Annotated in this window: 15 protein-coding genes; 6 read left to right on the top strand and 9 right to left on the bottom strand. The window is 63.7% G+C overall.

The features are described 5' to 3' along the window. Positions 1–64 precede the first annotated feature (64 nt). Genes NKJ04_RS02580 through NKJ04_RS02570 form a run of 3 tightly spaced genes read right to left on the bottom strand, consistent with a single transcriptional unit; the run spans position 65 to position 4,933 of the window. Entirely contained in the window at positions 65–559 is a 495-nt protein-coding gene (locus tag NKJ04_RS02580; RefSeq protein ID WP_352673324.1) for an acetone carboxylase subunit gamma, read from the bottom strand. Continuing rightward, on the bottom strand, positions 556–2,760 hold the full coding sequence (locus tag NKJ04_RS02575; RefSeq protein WP_352612481.1) for a hydantoinase B/oxoprolinase family protein: 2,205 nt from the start codon (positions 2,758–2,760) through the stop codon (positions 556–558). Before NKJ04_RS02575 ends, NKJ04_RS02580 begins: the two co-directional genes overlap by 4 nt. Before the next feature lie 13 nt (positions 2,761–2,773). Beyond that, positions 2,774–4,933 (bottom strand): hydantoinase/oxoprolinase family protein, encoded by a 2,160-nt coding sequence (locus tag NKJ04_RS02570; RefSeq protein WP_352612479.1) that lies wholly within the window; start codon positions 4,931–4,933, stop codon positions 2,774–2,776. Between the two features lie 112 nt (positions 4,934–5,045). Between NKJ04_RS02570 and NKJ04_RS02565 the strand changes: the two genes are divergently transcribed. Beyond that, positions 5,046–5,822, top strand: coding sequence for a helix-turn-helix transcriptional regulator (locus tag NKJ04_RS02565; protein WP_128302850.1), 777 nt, complete (start codon positions 5,046–5,048; stop codon positions 5,820–5,822). 49 nt (positions 5,823–5,871) lie between these two features. On the opposite strand, the gene NKJ04_RS02560 is transcribed toward NKJ04_RS02565, so the two are convergent. After that, the gene (locus NKJ04_RS02560) at positions 5,872–6,171 is read right to left on the bottom strand and encodes a type II toxin-antitoxin system RelE/ParE family toxin (RefSeq protein ID WP_023811573.1); all 300 of its coding nucleotides are present in this window, start codon (positions 6,169–6,171) and stop codon (positions 5,872–5,874) included. Further along, entirely contained in the window at positions 6,168–6,449 is a 282-nt protein-coding gene (locus NKJ04_RS02555; RefSeq protein WP_023811572.1) for a type II toxin-antitoxin system ParD family antitoxin, read from the bottom strand. The genes NKJ04_RS02560 and NKJ04_RS02555 overlap by 4 nt, the downstream gene beginning before the upstream one ends. 279 nt (positions 6,450–6,728) lie before the next feature. Here NKJ04_RS02555 and NKJ04_RS02550 point away from each other — a divergent pair, with 279 nt between their 5' ends. From NKJ04_RS02550 to NKJ04_RS02540, 3 genes are all read left to right on the top strand, one after another. Continuing rightward, positions 6,729–8,903 carry an alpha-ketoacid dehydrogenase subunit alpha/beta gene (locus NKJ04_RS02550; RefSeq protein WP_352673319.1) on the top strand — a complete coding sequence of 725 codons (2,175 nt, stop codon included), beginning with the start codon at positions 6,729–6,731 and terminating at the stop codon, positions 8,901–8,903. An 84-nt stretch (positions 8,904–8,987) separates the two neighbouring features. Beyond that, positions 8,988–10,550 (top strand): ABC transporter substrate-binding protein, encoded by a 1,563-nt coding sequence (locus NKJ04_RS02545; protein WP_164892841.1) that lies wholly within the window; start codon positions 8,988–8,990, stop codon positions 10,548–10,550. 118 nt (positions 10,551–10,668) lie between these two features. Further along, positions 10,669–11,898 carry an aminotransferase class III-fold pyridoxal phosphate-dependent enzyme gene (locus NKJ04_RS02540; RefSeq protein WP_128302845.1) on the top strand — a complete coding sequence of 410 codons (1,230 nt, stop codon included), beginning with the start codon at positions 10,669–10,671 and terminating at the stop codon, positions 11,896–11,898. Between the two features lie 34 nt (positions 11,899–11,932). Here the strand turns inward: NKJ04_RS02540 and NKJ04_RS02535 are convergent, their stop codons facing one another. Continuing rightward, positions 11,933–12,670, bottom strand: a complete 738-nt coding sequence (locus NKJ04_RS02535; protein ID WP_027039784.1) for a GntR family transcriptional regulator — start codon at positions 12,668–12,670, stop codon at positions 11,933–11,935. A 146-nt stretch (positions 12,671–12,816) separates the two neighbouring features. On the opposite strand from NKJ04_RS02535, the gene otnK reads away from it, so the two are divergent. Together otnK and NKJ04_RS02525 are read left to right on the top strand one after the other, a co-directional pair. Continuing rightward, entirely contained in the window at positions 12,817–14,190 is a 1,374-nt protein-coding gene (gene otnK / locus NKJ04_RS02530) for a 3-oxo-tetronate kinase (protein WP_352673315.1), read from the top strand. Next, entirely contained in the window at positions 14,190–14,828 is a 639-nt protein-coding gene (locus NKJ04_RS02525; RefSeq protein ID WP_352673313.1) for a class II aldolase/adducin family protein, read from the top strand. The genes otnK and NKJ04_RS02525 overlap by 1 nt, the downstream gene beginning before the upstream one ends. Before the next feature lie 170 nt (positions 14,829–14,998). Here the strand turns inward: NKJ04_RS02525 and NKJ04_RS02520 are convergent, their stop codons facing one another. The 3 genes from NKJ04_RS02520 to NKJ04_RS02510 are packed head-to-tail and all read right to left on the bottom strand — an operon-like array spanning position 14,999 to position 18,414. Continuing rightward, on the bottom strand, positions 14,999–16,270 hold the full coding sequence (locus NKJ04_RS02520) for a CaiB/BaiF CoA transferase family protein (RefSeq protein ID WP_352673310.1): 1,272 nt from the start codon (positions 16,268–16,270) through the stop codon (positions 14,999–15,001). A 39-nt stretch (positions 16,271–16,309) separates the two neighbouring features. Then, positions 16,310–17,341, bottom strand: coding sequence for an ABC transporter ATP-binding protein (locus NKJ04_RS02515; protein WP_352673308.1), 1,032 nt, complete (start codon positions 17,339–17,341; stop codon positions 16,310–16,312). Continuing rightward, positions 17,338–18,414 (bottom strand): ABC transporter ATP-binding protein, encoded by a 1,077-nt coding sequence (locus tag NKJ04_RS02510; protein ID WP_352551177.1) that lies wholly within the window; start codon positions 18,412–18,414, stop codon positions 17,338–17,340. The genes NKJ04_RS02515 and NKJ04_RS02510 overlap by 4 nt, the downstream gene beginning before the upstream one ends. Positions 18,415–18,417 lie beyond the last annotated feature (3 nt).

The following is an 18,417-nucleotide window of genomic DNA, read 5'->3' as shown; positions in this document are numbered from 1 at the left end:
GGGCAGGCAATCAGGCCTGACCGGATTTGGCAATCACACCGGCGCAGCCTCCATCGCCAGCGTTTCATGTTTGCTGGAGCGGTTTGCCTAACCATTCGCGATAGAAGCCTTCGAGGTCGGGCTCGAAATCGTGGACGATGGGATAGCCAGGTGCCGCCGCCTCCACCTCGTGCAGCGTGCCGCACTCAGGACAGATGAATTCGCGGATTTCCATCCACTCGGGATCGGGGAGATCGCTGTTCGGATAGATTTCGCGCAAAGCCTCCTCGGTGTTGCGCACGTTGATCGCAGCCTTGAGCTTCCAGTTCTTGCGATAGTCGCCGAAGGAGTGGCCGCATTCGCAGCGGGTTATGCGCTCATCGCCGCTCTGGCAGATGAACAGATGGTCCGAGACCGGCAGCAGGATCGGGTCCTTCCAGGCAACGCGATCCTGATAGACGGCAACCATCTTGAAGAAACGGTCATCGTCCTTGTAGGCACTCATGATCCGCCTTGTCTGTGGCCAGGGCAGCTTGCCTGCGGCCAGATCGCCCAGGACTTCCTTGCTGTACGAGGTCATGGTTTTGCTCCCGGCATGAAGATCGATCTGGCATCGACGTTCCAGAACTCGCTGAATTCGCTGGTGAAGCGCGGCGACAGCTTGATCGCGCTGGCGTACATTTTCTTCACCTCGGGGGCGAAATCGGCCTTTTTGACGCGGCCGCGCTCCTTGGCGATCCAATCCGCCACCGGTACTGCTTTCGCCAGACGCTGCTTGCGCATGGCGGCGCGGCGCTCGACCGTGGCGTCGATATCGGCGATGGGATAACCGTCCTCATCGTCCTTCAGCACGATGCCGAACACCTGGTCCGCCGCTTGCCGGGTGAGAAAGCCGTTCTCGACATCCCAGGCCGTCTTGATCGGATCGCGCTCCAGAACGTCGCCGTAACCGCCGCCGCCATTGTAAGAATGGCTGAAGATGTCGCCGGACTTGTGCGGCGAGGTGATGTAGGGGCCCTCGACCACGACATGGTCGCCACCGATGTTCCGCTCGTAGTCGGAGACATGCGGATCGATGCCGGGCGCATGCGCCAGCGGTTCGCCTTTTGCGGCGAGTTCGTGAATGTCTGAGTTGCGCACCGCGCGATGCTTCTGGCAGGTCGGCGCCGGATAGCCGCCGCACATGCCGGCGTTGTCGAACACACGCGAGGAGTGCTCGGAGGTGTGGAGCCGCAGATGCGAGGTCTTGTTGATCAGCCAGGTCGAGACGAAGGAACAGCCGCCGCGATATTTGCCGGCACCGCCGGAATTCGGCACGATCGAGCGGCCGATATAGACCATCGGCATCGACTGTTCCCAGACCTCGATGTTGCCCATGTCGGATTCCGGGTTCCAGCCGACATAGGCGGTGTCGAGACCATCCTTGATGGCGAGCGCGCCGGAGCCGGCGGCGGCGCATTCAAAATGGGCCATGCCGAACGGCGTGCCGTACTGGCTCTCGCCACCCATTTCGATCATAGGACTGTTGACCTGGCCGACAAAGGCCTCCTCGACGAAGCCGCGGGCGATGAAGCCGCGCGACAGCAGGCGCTGGAAGACGCCATAGGCTGGCAGCAGCAGCGCCCACGAGGTGGCGGTCGCCACCATCTCGTTGTCGGGGTTGGTCCAGGTGCCGTGCGGCAGTTTCAGTTCGGTTGCCATCCAGGCGCCGTCATTGACCAGCCCTTCGAAATTCATGTGCTGGGTCAGCGTCACGAACATGCCGCCATCCATGCCGGCCGGCGTGCAGTTCATCGAATGGTAGCCCCAGGGCTGCGTGCCCTCGAAGTCCATGGTGATCTTGCCGTCGGTGGTGATCTCCATCTCGATCGGGATATTATAGAGCCAGTCGGGATCGCCGAGCAGCTGGAAGCCGGGCTTTCCCGCCGTGACATGGCCGTAAAAAGTGTGGCCGCGATAGATGCCGGGCACGGTAAGCTGGCGGGTGCGGGCGAGCTGGGCGCGGCGGCCTTCCTCGATGAACTCCTTCGAGACCTTCATCCAGTAGTCTAGGCCGATCTCCGAGATCAGCTGCTTGACGCTTTCGCGCATGTCGATGCAGGAGGCGACCTTGGCCTTTTCGTCCAGCACCCAGTAGATCGGCATGCGCAGATTACGTTCGCAGCGGATGACGTAGTCGCGGCGGATCTCGTCATTCTCGCCGATCTTCTCGGCGCAGACGAACAGACCCTCGGTGAAGCGCTCCTGCGCCAGACACACGTCGCCGCCCGGCGTGATGCCGCCGGCTTCCAGCTCGTGGCAGACAGCGCCGGCCCAGCCGACCAGCGTGCCTTCATGGAAGATCGGCACGACGTCCATGACGTCGGGCACCTGCACGGTGCCTATGAAGGCATCGTTGTTGGCGAAGATGTCGCCTTCGCGGATGCGAGGGTTGTCCTCGTAGCCGTTTTTGATCATCCATTTGATGAAGCGGCTCATCGTATGGACATGCACCATGATGCCGTTGGAGAGCGCAATGGCGTCGCCCTCGGGCGTGTAGATGGCGACCACCATTTCGCCGACCTCTCGCACGCCGGGGGAAGCCGAGATGCGGCGGGCCATTTCGCGTGCCGAGACGCAATAGGCGCGCAGCTTGGTGTGCAGCGTCTCGAATTTCAGCGGATCCTGGTTGCGCAGCGTGAGTTCCGTGATGCCGTCATAGCAGCCGGTTTCCTCCATCAGCCGCTCGGAATCGAGCAGTCTTTCGCGAAGGCGCAGGGCCGAGGCAGGTTTGTCCAACATGGCGGTCGCCCTCTCAAGCGTGGGTATAGTGCAGCAGCGTCCATTCATCGACGTGGATGCGGTCCTGCGGATGAACGACGAGCGTGGTGGCGGGATGTTCGATGATGGCCGGGCCGATGACTTCGTGGCCTGGCTGCAAAAGGTCCATCTCGTAGAGATTGGCCTTGTGCCAGCGCCCGCCAATATAGGCCTCGCGCACACCCTTGTGGGCGGCTGCCGGATCCGACTTGCCGAGCGGTCGCTTGAACAGCACCGGCTTGACCTTGTCGGCGGTGGCGATCAGCCCGAGTTCGGTGATGGTGAAGCCGGCCTCGCCATAGCGCGACACGCGATGGTTGACCTTGGCATAGACCGCCTCGAACTCGTCGATAACCCTACGCATGTCGTCGGCCGAATCGACCTTGGCAAGCGGCGCCATGACCTCGACGTCCTCGAGCTGGCCGGTGTAGCGCATCATCAGGAACGGCACGGTCCTGATCTTCTCCCTGGCATGGCCGTCGGCGATCATCTCGTCGACCGCGGCCCTGGTCAGGTCGTCCCAGACAGTGGTGACCTTGGCGCCGAAGGCGGCCAGCGTAGCCTCGTCGGCACGTGACGGGATGTCGTGCTGGGTGGAGACGGAATGACGCCGCATGAAATCGGCCGTGGTGCAGCCGAAGGCGGAGAAGGCGGCCGCAAACTGGAAGGTGATGATGTCCTTGAAGCCGATGCCCCTGGAGCAGCCGGCCAGATGCAACGGGCCGGAGCCGCCATAGGACAGCAGTGTGAATTCCGAGGGGTGGATGCCTTGCCCGGAAATGACCCGGCGCAGCGCGTTGTTGGCATCGGACTCCAGCATGTCGATCATGCCTTCGGCGGCTTCCTCCAGCCCGACGCCAAGGATGTCGGAGCATTTCTCCTGGAAGGCGCGGCGGGCCTTTTCGACCTGCAGCACGACCTTCCCGCCCAGGAAATAGTGTGGGTTGAGGCGGCCGAGAATGGCGTCGCAGTCGGCGATGGTCGGCTCGGTGCCGCCCCTGGCGAAGCAGATCGGACCCGGATCGGCGCCCGCACTTTCAGGCCCGAGCGAAACTTTCTTGGTCAGCGGGTCGACCTTGAGGATCATGCCGGCGCCGGCGCCGATCGTGTCGAGATGCAACGTCGGCACGTTGAGCTTGAAACGGTCCATCAGCGGCTCGTTCTCGATCCGGGTCTGGCCGCGCGTGATGACGCCCATGTCGAAGGAGGTGCCGCCCATATCCGAGCAGATCAGTGAGTCGTTGCCGATCAGCTTGCCGACATAGGCAGCGCCCAGAATGCCGCCGATCGGGCCGGAGATCATGGTTTCATGCAGGCGCGGATGGTTGATCGAGGTCAGGCCGCCGAAGGAGAGCAGCGTCTGCACGCCATACTTGAAGCCGTATTTCTTCGAGACGTCCTCGATACCCCTAAGTTGCTTGCGGCCACGCGAAGTCGCGTAGGCCTCGATCAGCACCGAGTTCAGCCGTGACTGCTCACGGATGACCGGACGAACCTCGTGGCTGGTGTAGACGATGATGTCAGCGCCGGCCTCCTCCACCTCTTCGCGGCAAATCTCGGCGATGCGCTTCTCGTGCACGGGATTGACGTGCGAGAAGATGGTCATGATGCAGATCGCTTCGACCTTGTCGGCGATCAGTTTTTTGGCGGCGATGGAGACCTCGTGTTCGTAGAGCGGCAGCACGATGTCGCCGAACTGGTCGATGCGCTCGGTGACGCCATGCGTGCGGCGGCGCGGCACCAGCGGATCGGGATGATGATGGGTGACCGCATGCAGCCGGTCGGCATAGGAATAGTCGGCCCAGGCCTGCAGTCCGCGGCCCATCAGGATCATGTCCTCGAGGCCCTTGGTGGTGATCAGGCCGAGCCGGCGGCCGGTGCGCGACAACAGCGTGTTGAGCATGCCGGTGCCGGAATAGAGCACGACATTGACGCCGGAAAACAGTGATTCCAGCGAGATGCCCCAGGCATCCGCCGCGTCCTCAGCAGACGCGAGGAAGCCCTCGGCTTCGTTCTTCGGCGTGGTCGCCGACTTGCCGATCTTGAAGTGGCCGTCCTGATCGACAAGGATCGTGTCGGTCATGGTGCCGCCGGCGTCGATGCCGATGACAATTGGATTGCCGACGATGGGGGCGGTGAGATTGGGTTGGGTCACGGTCGCCTCGGGATCTGGTCTAGGTTGACGCCAGGCTAGATTCGACAGGCGGCTTCGCGCCATATGCCTAAAGACACAATGACGGCTGGGCTGACATCGCCGAGAAAAGGGCATGCGCATGGACAATATCTGGGCGCCGCTCGCCAAAGCGATCGCCGCCACCGGCACCGACAGGCATGTCGACTGCCTGATCGACCTGATCGGCGCCGACATCGAGCACGACCTCGTCACGGTGACGCGCTATTCGGCGACGCAGACGCCGGAATTCGTCAAGCACCGGCGCTTCTCGGATGAAATGGTCCGGCGCTATCTCGACAACTACTACGTCTTCGACCCGTTCTATGCCTCGTGGCGGCGCGAACGCCGGCTGGGCATCATGCCGCTGAAGCGGCTCGCCGACGACGAAGCCAAGCGCGGCCAGTACATTGCCGGCTTCCTGGCGCAGTCGGACATCTGCGACGAGGTCGGCATCATGCTGGCCGATGGCGGTGACTGGTGCCTCGGCATCTTCCTCGATCGCTCGACCGCTTCTTTCAAGGACAGCGAAATCTCGCTGCTGGACGAGCGGCTGCCGGTGTTCGAGGCGCTGCATGCGCTCGACATCAAGGCGCGCGGAACCGAATTCTCCCGCACATCGGCACCGACCAGCCCCGGCGCCTCGCCCCGGCAGGAGCCGACCATTCCGGCCAGCCTGTGGCCGGAGCTGTCGCTGCGCGAGCGGGAGCTGGTCCAGTTGATCCTCGCCGGCCACCCGACGGCGAACATCGCCGAGCGCCTCGGCATCACCGTCGGCACGGTCAAGAACCACCGCCGGCGTATCTACGAGAAGCTCGACATCACCACCGAGCGGGAATTGTTTTTGCAGTTCTTCCAGCATCTGGTCGACTGACAGCCGGGGTTCGGACAGCTAGGCGGTTTACGCTTTTTCCCGTTGCAGGTTAGAGCTCATCCTCCCAATTGGCGCCGCCATAGAACACACGGAAAATCACCACTTGGTCGGATTCCACTGTAAAGGTCACCGTTACACGGCGCTCAAAACCGACAACCCGAAGCCCCGGCCGCAGATCGTCACGGCGTGTTCCGCGCTCCGAGGCGTAGTCGAGACCCTGGCAGTAGGCTTCGATACGCTCGATATAGCGTATGGCCGTGACGTTGCCGGCGGCGATCTCGATGGTGTCGTATATCCATCTTAAGTCCGCTAGGGCTTCCGGCAACAGAACAATATGCCGGCGCTTCACACATCCCTCTTAAAGCGGGCGGCGTGGTGAGCGCGGATGTCGTCAAAAGCCTGATTGGCTGGGATAACTCGGGAAGGGTCTGCCTTCCATCTGTCATAGGTCGGCACGACTTCCTCGCGCAGCCAACGCTCTACGGCCGCGTCGCGCTCTTGCAGGGCACGAAGCCCGGCGCGGATCACTTCACTGCTGGTCGCATAGGTTCCTGATTCAACGAGACGGTCGATGAAAGCAGCCTGCTCTGTTGGCAGGCTGAAGGTGCGCTTTTCGGTGGCAGCCATGATTTCTCCTATAATGTCGGTGTGATTATATCATACCAATATCGAATAGCGTTAGAAAATCTGTCGGGCGAAGAACCGACATGGGCCCTGCTAGCAGTCTCAAAATTCCTCTTGCGGAACCGCGCCGTCCCGGCTTAGTCTCTGCCTCGTCACAAAAATGAAATTTAATTCCATTTGTTTGCAAACCTTCTAGCCAGCATCGTGCCCCAGGAAAAATGAACGGCCTAATCGACTGAGAAAATATTTGATATATCATCTACCAGAACGGAAATAGCTGACATGGTCCAGCAGACATCGATCCAGCCATCGGCGCCCTGGTTGCGGCTAGAGGTCGACGATTCGGACTGGAACGACGCCGAGGTTTCGGGCTTGGTGCGCTGGTACCACCAGATGCTGCTCATCCGCCGTTTCGAGGAAAAGGTGCTCGATCTGGCCAATGCCGGGCTGGTGCATGGTCCGGCCCACGCCAGCATCGGACAAGAGGCGACGGCGGTCGGCGCCATGTCCGTGCTCGGCACCGGCGACCGCATCAACGGCACCCACCGCGCCCATCACCAGGTGCTGGCCAAGCTTGTCAACGCGCAGACGCCCGGCGGATTCGACCCGTTGGGCGACGCTTTCAATCCGGACATGCAGGGATCGGTGCGCGGCCTGATGGCCGAGATCATGGGCCTCAGCGCCGGCTATTGCGGCGGCCGTGGCGGCTCGATGCATATGCGCGACGACGCCTCGGGGATTCCTGGCACCAGCGCCATCATCGGTGGCAACCTGCCGCATGCGGCAGGCTACGCGCTCGCCGACAAGCTGCTTGGTACCGGCAACATCTCGGTCGCCTTCTTCGGCGACGGCACAATGATGGCAGGGCCGGCCTATGAGGCGATGAACATCGCCGCGCTATACCGGCTGCCGGTGATCTTTTTCGCCGAAAACAATCTCTATGCCGTCTCGACTCACATCAACGAGCAGACGCGCGAGACGCGGCTGGCCTCGCGCGGACCTATGCTTGGCTTTCGCGGCATCGAATGCGACGGCATGGATGTGGTGGCCGTCCACCATGCCATGCGCAAGGCGCGCCGGACGATCGAGGAAGACGGCGGCCCGGTGCTGGTCGAGGCGCTCTGCTACCGCTTCCTGCATCAGAGCGGCGCCCGCCCGGGCAGCGAATTCGGCTACCGCACGCGGGCCGAAGAGGACGCCTGGAAAGCGCGCGACCCGCTTGCCACCATGGCGGCTCGCCTGAAGACGATGGGCATCCTGAACGATTCGGACCTCGGTACACTCGACCAGCGCGTCATGGAGGTGGTCAACACCGCTGCCGATTCGCTGACCGAAATGAGCGGCAACGCGCTGCGCATTCCTGATCATCTGTGGCCGGACCCAAGCGACGTCGACAACCAGATCCGCGGCGATCTTTCCGAACTGAAGAGCGAGCGCTTCCTCGAGATCGAGGACGTGCCGCCGGCCGAGACCAAGCCGGTCAAATTCATGGTTGCCGCGTCCGAGGTCATCGCTCGCGCCATGGAGCAGGATCCGCGCATCATCATCATGGGCGAGGACGTGCACCGGCTGCGCGGCGGCGTTTCGGGCGCCACAAAAGGTGCGCTGGAACGCTGGCCGGAGCGCGTGCTGGCGATGCCGATCGCCGAGAACGGTTTTGTCGGGGTGGCGCTGGGTGCAGCGCTTTGCGGCTTGCGGCCGATCGTCGAGATCATGTTCGGCGACTTCTGCCTGGTTGCCGCCGACCAGCTGTTCAACGCGGTCAGCAAGGTGCGTCACATGTTCGGCGGCGGTTTTCCGGTGCCCATCGTGGTCAGGGTGCGCGTCTCGCCGCACACCGGCTACGGCTCGCAGCATTCGGGTGATCCGTCCGGCCTGTTCGCCCTGTTTCCCGGCTGGCGCATCGTCGCGCCGACGACGCCCTTCGACTATATCGGCCTGATGAATTCAGCGCTGAAATGCGACGATCCGGTCGTCGTCATCGAGCATGTCGAACTGTTCCCGAGCGAAGGCCCTGTGCCTGCGGACGACCGCGACTATTGCGTGCGGCTCGGCAAGGCGAAGATAGTCAGGCCGGGCAGCGCCTACACACTGCTCACCAGCGCCAGCATGGTTGCTGTCGCCAGACAGGTGGTCGAGGAGACCGGCGCCGATGCCGAGATCATCGACCTGCGCAGCCTCGACCCGACCGGGCTCGACTGGCCGCTGGTGGAAGCCTCGATCCGCAAGACCAACCGAGTGGCCGTCATCGAGCAGGTGCAGCGTGGGCTATCGCTTGGCGGACGACTGACACAGGAGATTCAGGATCGCGTGTTCGATTATCTCGATCACGAGATCCTGCATGTGACGGGAAGCCTTTCTGCTCCCGTCGTATCGGCCCCGCTCAACCGCGCCGCACTGGGCGGCGCTGAAAAGCTCAAGGCCGCGCTTCAATCCCTCACTGGCGTGGGCGGATAGAGCGAACGCATTGCCACAAAGATCCGACAAGAAAATGGGAGAACTGACATGACCATCCTACCGAGAAGCAAGACCAGAGCGACGATGCTGGCAGCCGTGCTGCTGGCCACCAGCGCCTTCTGGGCACCGGCCACGTTCGCGCAGGACAGCAAGCCGCTGGTCATCGCACGCAACATCGACCTCAACTCGCTCGACCCGCACCGCGCCTTCTGCGACACCTGCCAGATCTACAATTCCAGCGTCTATGAATCCCTGCTGACGCTCGATAAGGACAACAAGCTGATCCCACTGCTCGCCTCGAAGTGGGAAGGCAATGCCGACCAGAGCAGCTTCACCTTCACACTCGACCCGGCCGCCAAATTCTCGGACGGTTCGCCGGTTGAAGCCAAGGACGTCAAATGGTCCTGGGAGCGGCTGAAGAACCTCAAGGGCAGCGCCTCGTTCCTGATGGACAATGTCGCCTCGATCGAGACCCCGGACGCGCATACGGTGGTCGTCAAGATGGTCGCGCCGAGCTCCGAATTCCTCAACATCGCGGCGGCGCCCTACGCAGCGGTCGTCAACAGCAAGGTTGCTTCCGAAGCCGGCGCCAAGGCCGATGCGGAAGCCTCGACGACAGACAATGCCGAGGCCTGGTTCCTGGCGCATTCGGCCGGCAGCGCGCCGTTCGTGCTGAAATCCTATGAGCCCAATTCGGAGCTGCGGCTGGCACGCAACGACAAATACTGGCGCACGGCGCCGGCGCTGAGCGAAGTCGTCATCCGCCAGACCAAGGATGCGGTGGCGCAGGCGCAGATGCTGCAGAGCGGCACCGCCGACATCGCCATGCAGATCGACCCGGATACGGCCAAGACGATGACCGGCAGCGACGTGAAGATCGAGACCGTGCCGTCCTACAACTTCATCTATGTGGCGCTGTCGCCCGGCGCCAAGGCCAACAAGGTGCCACTGACGCCCGAAGTGCGCGAGGCCATCTCGCTCGGCCTCGACCGTCCGAGCATCCTCGACTTCACCATCGGCTCCGAGGGCCAGTTGATCAGTGCGCCGATCCCGCTCGGCTTCCCCGGCGGTTCGGGCTTCGAGGCGCAGCCCTATGACGTCGCCAAGGCAAAGGAACTTCTGGCCAAGGCCGGACACGCCGACGGCTTCGAGATGGAAGCGGCGTTTCCCGGCATGAACGTCTACGGCGTCGACCTGTCGCTTCTGATGCAGAAGGTTCAGCAGGATCTGGCCAAGATCAACATCAAGCTCGATCTGCAGCCGATCCCCTTCGCCAACTGGCGCGAACGCGTCAATGGCGACGGCATCCCGATGACCGCGGTGTTCTACGCGCCGGACTATTACGGCACCTCGCAATACATCGATTATTTCGCCATGACCAAGGGCAGCCCGTGGGCACGCCGCGCCGGCGCGGAGCGCGACCCGTCGGTGCTCAACCCAAAGGAAGCGGATATATACAAGGCAGCCCTCGCGGCGAGCGGCGACGAGGCTGCCAAGCTGTGGCACCAGGCCGGCGAGGAGATGATCAAGGACAGGATCATCCTGCCGCTGATCAGCCCGAACCTGATCCTGGCCTACAAGTCGGACGTCAAGGGCGTGCGCTACAGCGCCTGCTGCAACCTGCCGCTGGCGGAACTCAGCCACTGAGCGAAAGATGCGGGAGGCGGCCTGACGCCTCCCGTTTTCTCATCCTGGACGATCAGCAAATCCTGTTCTTCCAGCGCCAAACTCAATATATGATATATCAATATACGGAGACTTCGCTATGCCTTCCCTGATCAACTCCAAGGACCAGTTGCTGCGCGAGCGTGCGGCCTCGGTCATTCCGGGCGGCATGTGGGGACACATGGCGACGCGCTATCTCGGCTCCGCCTATCCGCAGTTCTTCGAGCGCGCCGATGGCTGCCGGGTCTGGGACGTCGATGGACGCGAATACATCGATCTGATGTGCAGTTGGGGGCCCAACATCCTCGGCCACCATCACCAGGCCGTCGAAGAGGCAGCCGAGAAGCAACGTCGCCTGGGCGATGCGATGAACGGCCCGGGTGAAGTTCTGGTCGAGCTGGCGGAGTTGCTGGTCAAGACCGTCGCGCATGCCGACTGGGCAATGCTGCAGAAGAACGGCACCGACGCCACCACGGCCTGCGTGACAATCGCGCGTGCCGGCACCGGCCGGCGCAAGGTGCTGGTCGCGCGCGGCTCCTATCACGGCGCCGTGCCGTGGTGCACGCCTTCGCTCGCCGGCGTCACCGCCGAGGACCGCGCCCACCTGATCCATTTCGACTACAATGACGTTGCCAGCCTCGAGGCAGCCGTCAAGCAGGCCGGCGACGATCTCGCTGCTGTCGTCGTCACCGCCTTCCGGCACGACATCGCCCGCGACCAGGAATTGCCGACAGCCGCCTTCGCCAAACGGGCGCGCGAACTGACTACCGCCGCCGACGCGGCACTGATCGTCGACGATGTGCGGGCCGGCTTCCGCATCGACCTCGCCGGCAGCTGGGAGCCGCTCGGCGTACGACCGGACCTTTCCGCCTTCTCGAAGGCTATCGCCAATGGTTATCCGCTGGCCGCCATCACCGGCACCGACCGGTTTCGCGAGGCCGCGACCAAGATCTATGTGACGGGTTCCTTCTGGTATGGCGCCGTCGCCATGGCCGCCGCGATCGCCACCATCAGCACGCTGCGCGATACCGACGCGATTGCCCGCATGACCGAAGCCGGCGACAGGCTGCGCTCAGGTCTCGACGCGGCAGCGAAGAAGCATGGCCTGTCGCTGCGCCAGACCGGTCCGGCGTCGATGCCGATGGTGCTGTTCGACGACGATGCCGAGTTCAAGCTGGCCAATGCCTTCTGCTCGGCCGCCTTGCGCGAAGGCGCCTATTTCCATCCCCGGCACAACATGTTCCTGAGTGCCGCGCACACCGCAAAAGACATAGATCTCGCCCTGCAGGCGGCCGATGCCGGCATGGCCGCCGCGGCGCAGGTGGCGTGAACCAGCGCCCATGCGGTGGAGGCAAACAGATCGTTCAGCCGGCGGCCGACACCAGACGGCCGTTCTGCGCCGCGCGGCGCAGTTCCTCCGGCGTGACCGCACCGTCGTTCAGCCGCTCGAGCACCTTGACCAACAGGCGGCCGCCTTCGATCATGTCCTGCTGAATGCCCTTGCGCACGCCGTTCTCGTCGCGCGCGCGCAGCGCGTCGAGGATGTCGAGATGCCGGTGGCGGCCGTCATAGGTCGGCCTCGCGTGCGGGTACTGATAGTTCACCAGCGGACCGTTGCGCAGCCAGATGCCCTCGATGATGGCCAGCAGCTCCGGCATTTGCGCCGCCTCGTAGATAGAGTGGTGGAATTCCCAATTGTCGCGGACGGCTTCGAACCAATGGCCATTGTCCTCGTTGGCAATCAGTTTCTCATGCACCGCAGCCAGACGGTCGATTTCGCGCGGCTCGATGCGCGTCGTTGCCGCGGCACCGGCCATGCCTTCGAGGTGCAATCTTATGCTCCGCAGTTCCAGATATTGGGCCAGCGACAACTGGGCGACGGTGATCGAACGACCGGCCTCCATCTCCAGGCCTTTTTCGCGCACCAGCTGCATCAGTGCCTCGCGCACCGGCGTTTCGGAAACCTGAAGGCTGGCGGCGAGGTCGCGGATCTTGAAGCGATGGCCCGGCCAGAAACGGCCTTCCATCATGGCGCGGCGAAGCTCCTCGTAGACGCGCGTCGTCAGATTGTCGCGCGCGATCGGCGCGATAGAAGCAGTCACATCCGCTCTCCGTTCTTGCAGTGGCGCAGGCGTCGCCTGCGTCGCATGGGCTGTGTATATGATACCACGAATGGCCTGACCACCGACATGAGACAGGCAACTGTGAGACGGGCAGCCATGGTGCAGACGGATATGAGACGGGGCGCATGACCGCGACGCCTTCACTCCTGTTCGGCGCCATAGCCGACGATCTGACCGGCGGCACCGAGCTGGCGTCGATGCTGGTGGCGCGCGGCATTCCAACGGGATGCACGGTCGGACTGAGTGCGCCGATCCCACCAGGCAATCTTGCCCATGTGATCCTGCTCAAGACACGCGTCATCGCGGCCAGCGATGCGGTGCGCCAGGTTCTGGAGGCGGCGGACCGGCTGCTTGAAGCTGGTGCCCGGCAGATCTTCTTCAAATATTGCGCCACTTTCGATTCGACACCTGCCGGCAACATCGGTCCTTGCGCCGAGGCGCTGCTCGAGCGGCTTGGCGGCGGCGTCACGCTGTTCGCCCCGGCGCTGTGTGAGACCGGCCGCACCGTCTATCAGGGACACATGTTCGGCGGCGCCCAATTGCTGGGTGAATCGCCCAAGCGCTTCGATCCGCTGACGCCGATGACCGATTCCAATCTGGTTCGCGTGCTGCAGGCGCAGAGCAAGGGCAAGGTCGGGCTGGTGCCCTATCTCGTCGTCGATGCCGGGGCGGAGGCCATCCGCAACGCCATACGAGAGCACGGCGCGGGCGGCGAGACGCTGCTGATCACCGACACGATCCGCGAGCGCGACCTGGTTGCGACCGCGGAAGCGACCTTCGACCTGCCGCTGATGACCGGCAATTCCTCGGTCGCCGCGCATCTGCCGCCGGCCTGGCTCACGCATGGGCTGCTGAATTCAGGCGATCTCGTTGCCGCCAGCCTGCCGGCCGTCGAAGGGCCGGCAGCGGTGCTGGCCGGCAGCGTCGCCGACCGCACCATCGAACAGCTCGAGCGTTTTGCGCGCAACAATCCACTGCTGACGATCGACCTTGCCAGCGCCTTTGCCGGCGCCGATATCATGGCCGAAGCGCGTGCCTTTGCCGAGCGGCATTTGCCCGGTGCGATGATCGCCATTGCCACGACCGCGCCGCAAGCGACGGTCGAAGCGCTGCAGCAGGCGCACGGCCGCGATGTGGTGGCAGCAAGGGCGGAAGAGATCCTGGCCGGGATTGCACAGATTCTGGTGCGTGAACTCGGCGTCCGCCGGCTCGTCGTCGCCGGCGGCGAGACAGCCGGTTCGGTGGTCAAGGCGCTCGGCATCGACCGGATCGCCATGGGCGCCTATGAGGGCCCGGGACTGTCGCGCGCCATCGCCCACCTCCCCGACCTGCCATCCGATCCGCTGGCGCTGATGCTGAAATCGGGAAAGCTCGGCGGCCCGGATATTTTCGCCGACGTCCTGCAAGACATGACACGGGCGACCACCGTCGCGCCGGCGATCGATATATGGCCACCGGCAAAACCTGTCATGCGGCCAACCACAGGAAAGGCATCGTGATGGATACCGAGACTACACGCGCCAGCCTGATCACCGCGACGCAGACGCTGGACGCTAGTGGGATGAATGTCGGCACCACCGGAAACATCAGCGTGCGCACGACAGCCGGCATGCTGATCACGCCGACGGGAATAGCCACGAGCGCCTTGCGGCCGGAGCAGATGGTGGCGATGCAGCTCGATGGAGCCTGGGACGGTGCGTTCAGGCCATCGAGCGAATGGGAAATGCACGCCGAGATCTACAAGGCCTTTCCCGAGGCCGGCGCCGTCGTCCATGCCCATCCCGACCATTGCGTGGCGCTATCGTGCCTGCGCGAGGGACTGCCGCTGTTCCATTACATGGTCGCGGGTTTCGGTGGCGATGATGTGCGCTGTTCGGACTATGCGCTGTTCGCGTCAAGCGACCTGGCCAAGGTTGCCGTCGTCGCGCTCAAGGACAGGTCGGCCTGCCTGCTCGCCAATCATGGCATGATCGCTTTCGGCGGCGATCTCGACATGGCGCTCATCCGCACCATCAAGCTCGAAACCTTGGCGCGGCAATATCTGCTGGCGCGCAGCGCCGGCACGCCGGTGCTCATCGAGGGCAGCGAACTCGCCGCCATTCGCGGGCGCTACAAGAGCTACGGCCAGCAGAAATAACCGGCCGAGCAATTCCAGGAAAAGTGTGAAGCGGTTTTCCCGGGAAAACCGCATAGCGCTTTCCCTTGGGAATAGCGCCAAAACAAGGAACGGCTCTTCGCGCTCTTGAAGTAGAGAACCACTCAGTCGACCCCACAAATGCGACGAGGGCTGTCACGCTCCGTGAAAGATCAGGCGGGGATCGGTTCGGCGGCAGGCGCATAGACGCTGACAGCCCCAGTGCCGACCAACTGGTAGATGGTCTCGGCGCTGTAGCCGAGCACGTCGGCCAGCACGGCAGCTGTGTCCTGGCCCAGCATCGGTGGCGCGGTGAAGTCGGCGGTCAACTGCGCGGCAAGTCCCTGCGCCGGGCGCACCATGGCGACGGAACCGAGATGCGGATGCGGCAAGGTCTGAACGAGGCCACGTTCGCGCACATTGCGACTATCGAAGACTTCCGGTATCGATTTTACCGTGCCGGCCGGCACGCTGGCGGCGGCACAGGCCGACATCCAGTGATCACGCGGCTTGGTCTTGAAGACGGCGGTGAGGTGCGGGATCAGCGCCTCGCGGTTGGTGGCGCGCGCCCCTGCCTTGATGAAGCGCGCATCCCCAGCCAGATGTGGCAGATCAACGACCTTCTCGCACAGCGCCGCGAACTGGCGGTCATTGCCGACCGCCAGCGCAAAGCTGCCATCGGAGGCTTCGAATATCTGATAGGGAACGACCGTCGGATGGGCATTGCCGTATCGGGCGACCTCTCGGCCGGTGTTGAGATAACCGCTGCCGACATTGATCAGCAGGCTGAGCGCGCAGTCGATCAGCGACAGGTCGAGGAACTGCCCCTTGCCGGTCGTCGTTCGCTCGAAAAGCGCTGCCAGGATCGACTGCGTGGCGACCATGCCGCAGACGATGTCGGTGATGGCGACGCCGACACGCATCGGCTCGCCATTGCTCTCGCCAGTGATGGCCATCAGGCCGCTTTCGGCCTGCATGACGAAATCATAGCCGGGCCGTCCGGCATCGGGGCCGGTCTGGCCGTAACCGGAGATCGAGCAATAGATCAGCCGTGGGTTTGAGGCACTGAGCTCCTTGAAACCAACGCCAAGGCGATCGGCGGTGCCGGAGCGGAAATTCTCGACGACGATGTCGGCCTTCGCCGCCAGCTCGCGCACGATGGCCAGCCCCTGCGGGCTCTTCATGTCGAGCGCGATGCTCTGCTTGCCGCGATTGGCGCAGAGATAGTAGGTCGAGACACCCTTGTAGCTCGGCACCGACCACGCCCTGGTGTCATCGCCGCCGTCGATGTTCTCGATCTTCCAGACTTCGGCGCCGAGATCGGCCAAGCTCATCGTCGCCCACGGACCGGCCAGCACGCGCGAAAGATCGAGAACCTTGATGCCTTCGAGCGGCAGGCGCCCACGGCCCGCCGTGCTGGCATCGTCAGTTTGGGCTTCAGTCACGATAATATCCTTCGTGGGTACAGCAATCGTGAGGACCGGTCAGACAGCCTTTAAAGTGTTGACCGGCTCCGGGAAATGACAGGCGACCCGATGCGAACCGCCAGGCGGATCGAGCGGCGGTTCGACGGCAGCGCAGATCGCCTGCGCCTTGAAGCAGCGCGTGCGGAAGCGGCAGCCTGACGGCGGGTTGAGCGGGCTCGGCACGTCACCGGTCAGCACGATGCGCTCGCGCCTGCGCTCCTTCTCGGGATTGGCGAGCGGCACCGCCGACAGCAGCGCCTGCGTGTAGGGATGCAGCGCACTGGAATAGAGCTCGGCCGCGGGCGCGATCTCGACGATCTTGCCGAGATACATCACCGCGACCTGGTGCGAGATGTGGCGCACGACGGACAGATCATGGGCGATGAACAGATAGGAGGTGCCGAAGGATTGCTGAATATCCCTAAGCAAATTGAGCACGCCAGCCTGCACCGAAACGTCGAGCGCCGAAACCGGTTCGTCGAGGATCACCACTTGCGGGTTGAGGGCCAGCGCGCGGGCGATGACCACACGCTGGCGCTGGCCGCCGGACAGCTCGTGCGGATAGCGCTTGCCGTGATCGGGATTGAGCCGGACGAGTTCGAGCAGTTCGGCGACGCGCACGCGGCGGTCGGCCGCCGACATGTCGCTCATGCGCAGCGGCTCGGCGATGTTGTCGGCGATGCGCATGCGCGGATGCAGCGACCCGTACGGATCCTGGAAGACCAGCTGGATGTAGCGCCGCATCAGGCGCATGTCTTCGTGATTGAGCGCGAGCAGGTTCTGGCCCCGGAACCAGCTTTCGCCGCTGGTCGGCTCGATCAGCCGCATCAGGCAGCGCCCGAGGGTCGACTTGCCGCAACCGGATTCACCGACGAGGCCCAGCGTTTCGCCGGGGGCTACGTCGAACGAGACATCAGCGACCGCACGGACATGGGCAACGGCACGGTCGAAGACGAGGCCGCCGCGAACCGGAAAGTCCTTGACGAGATGGCGTACCGAAAGCGCTGCCGCCGGCTTGGTTTCGACTTGAATTTGCTCCGCTGCGCTCATGGGCTCACGCTTCCATTGTCCAGGCTGGCCGCCACCAGCGCAGCGCTGTGGAAGGGCGGCAAGGTCGTCGCGAAATGGCAGGCCGAGAACCGGCCGCCAATATCGTGCAAAGGCGGATCCTCGGTCCGGCAGCGTGCCTCGGCATAGATGCAGCGCGGATGGAAGGCGCAGCCGCCCGGCAAGCGGCCAAGTGCGGGCGGCGAACCGTCGATCGAGAACAGCCGCTCGCGGCTTTCCTCGAGGTTGGGGATCGAGGCAATGAGGCCGCGCGTGTAGGGATGGCGCGGGTCGGCGAACAGCTCGGACACGCCAGCCTGTTCGACGACGCGGCCGGAATAGACGACCGCGACGCGGTCGGCATGACCGGCGACGACGCCGAGATCATGGGTAATCAGCACCAGGCCAAGGCCGAGCCGCTCCTGCAGCGAACGCAGCACCGACAGTATCTGCGCCTGCACCGTGACATCGAGCGCCGTGGTCGGTTCGTCGGCGATTAGCAAATCGGGATCGTTGGCGACGGCCATGGCTATGACCGCGCGCTGGCGCATGCCGCCGGAGAATTCATGCGGATACTGGTTCACCCGGCGCTCCGGCTGCGGGATCGCCACCAGATTGAGCAATTCCACCGCGCGCGCCATGGCCTGTTTGCGGGTGACGCGCTGATGCAGCCTGACCGCCTCGGCGATCTGGGCGCCGACAGTCATCACCGGGTTTAGCGAGGACAGCGGGTCCTGAAAAATCATGGCTATCCGCGCGCCCCTGATCTTGCGCATTTCGCGTGACGATTTGCCGACCAGTTCGTCGCCGTTGAAGCGGACCGAACCGGTGACCACCGCATTCTTCGACGTCAGGCCGAGCGCGGCGAGCATGCCAACGGACTTGCCCGAGCCGGACTCCCCGACAATGCCGACCACTTCGCCCTTGGCGACGTCGAGGTCGATGCCGCGCACCGCTTCGAACTGATCGCCTGCCCGTCGGAAGCCTACCCGCAGGCCGCGTATGGACAGCAGCGGCTCACCTCTGCCCGCCTTGTCGACTGCGCCCGGTGGCGCTGAAGATATCTGTGCGCTCATCGC

Origin of the sequence: Mesorhizobium sp. M0618 (assembly GCF_040320765.1) — a bacterium.
Classification (GTDB): Bacteria; Pseudomonadota; Alphaproteobacteria; order Rhizobiales; family Rhizobiaceae; genus Mesorhizobium.
The sequence above is the reverse complement of the archived record's forward strand: the minus strand, read 5'-3'. Positions and strand labels throughout refer to the sequence as shown.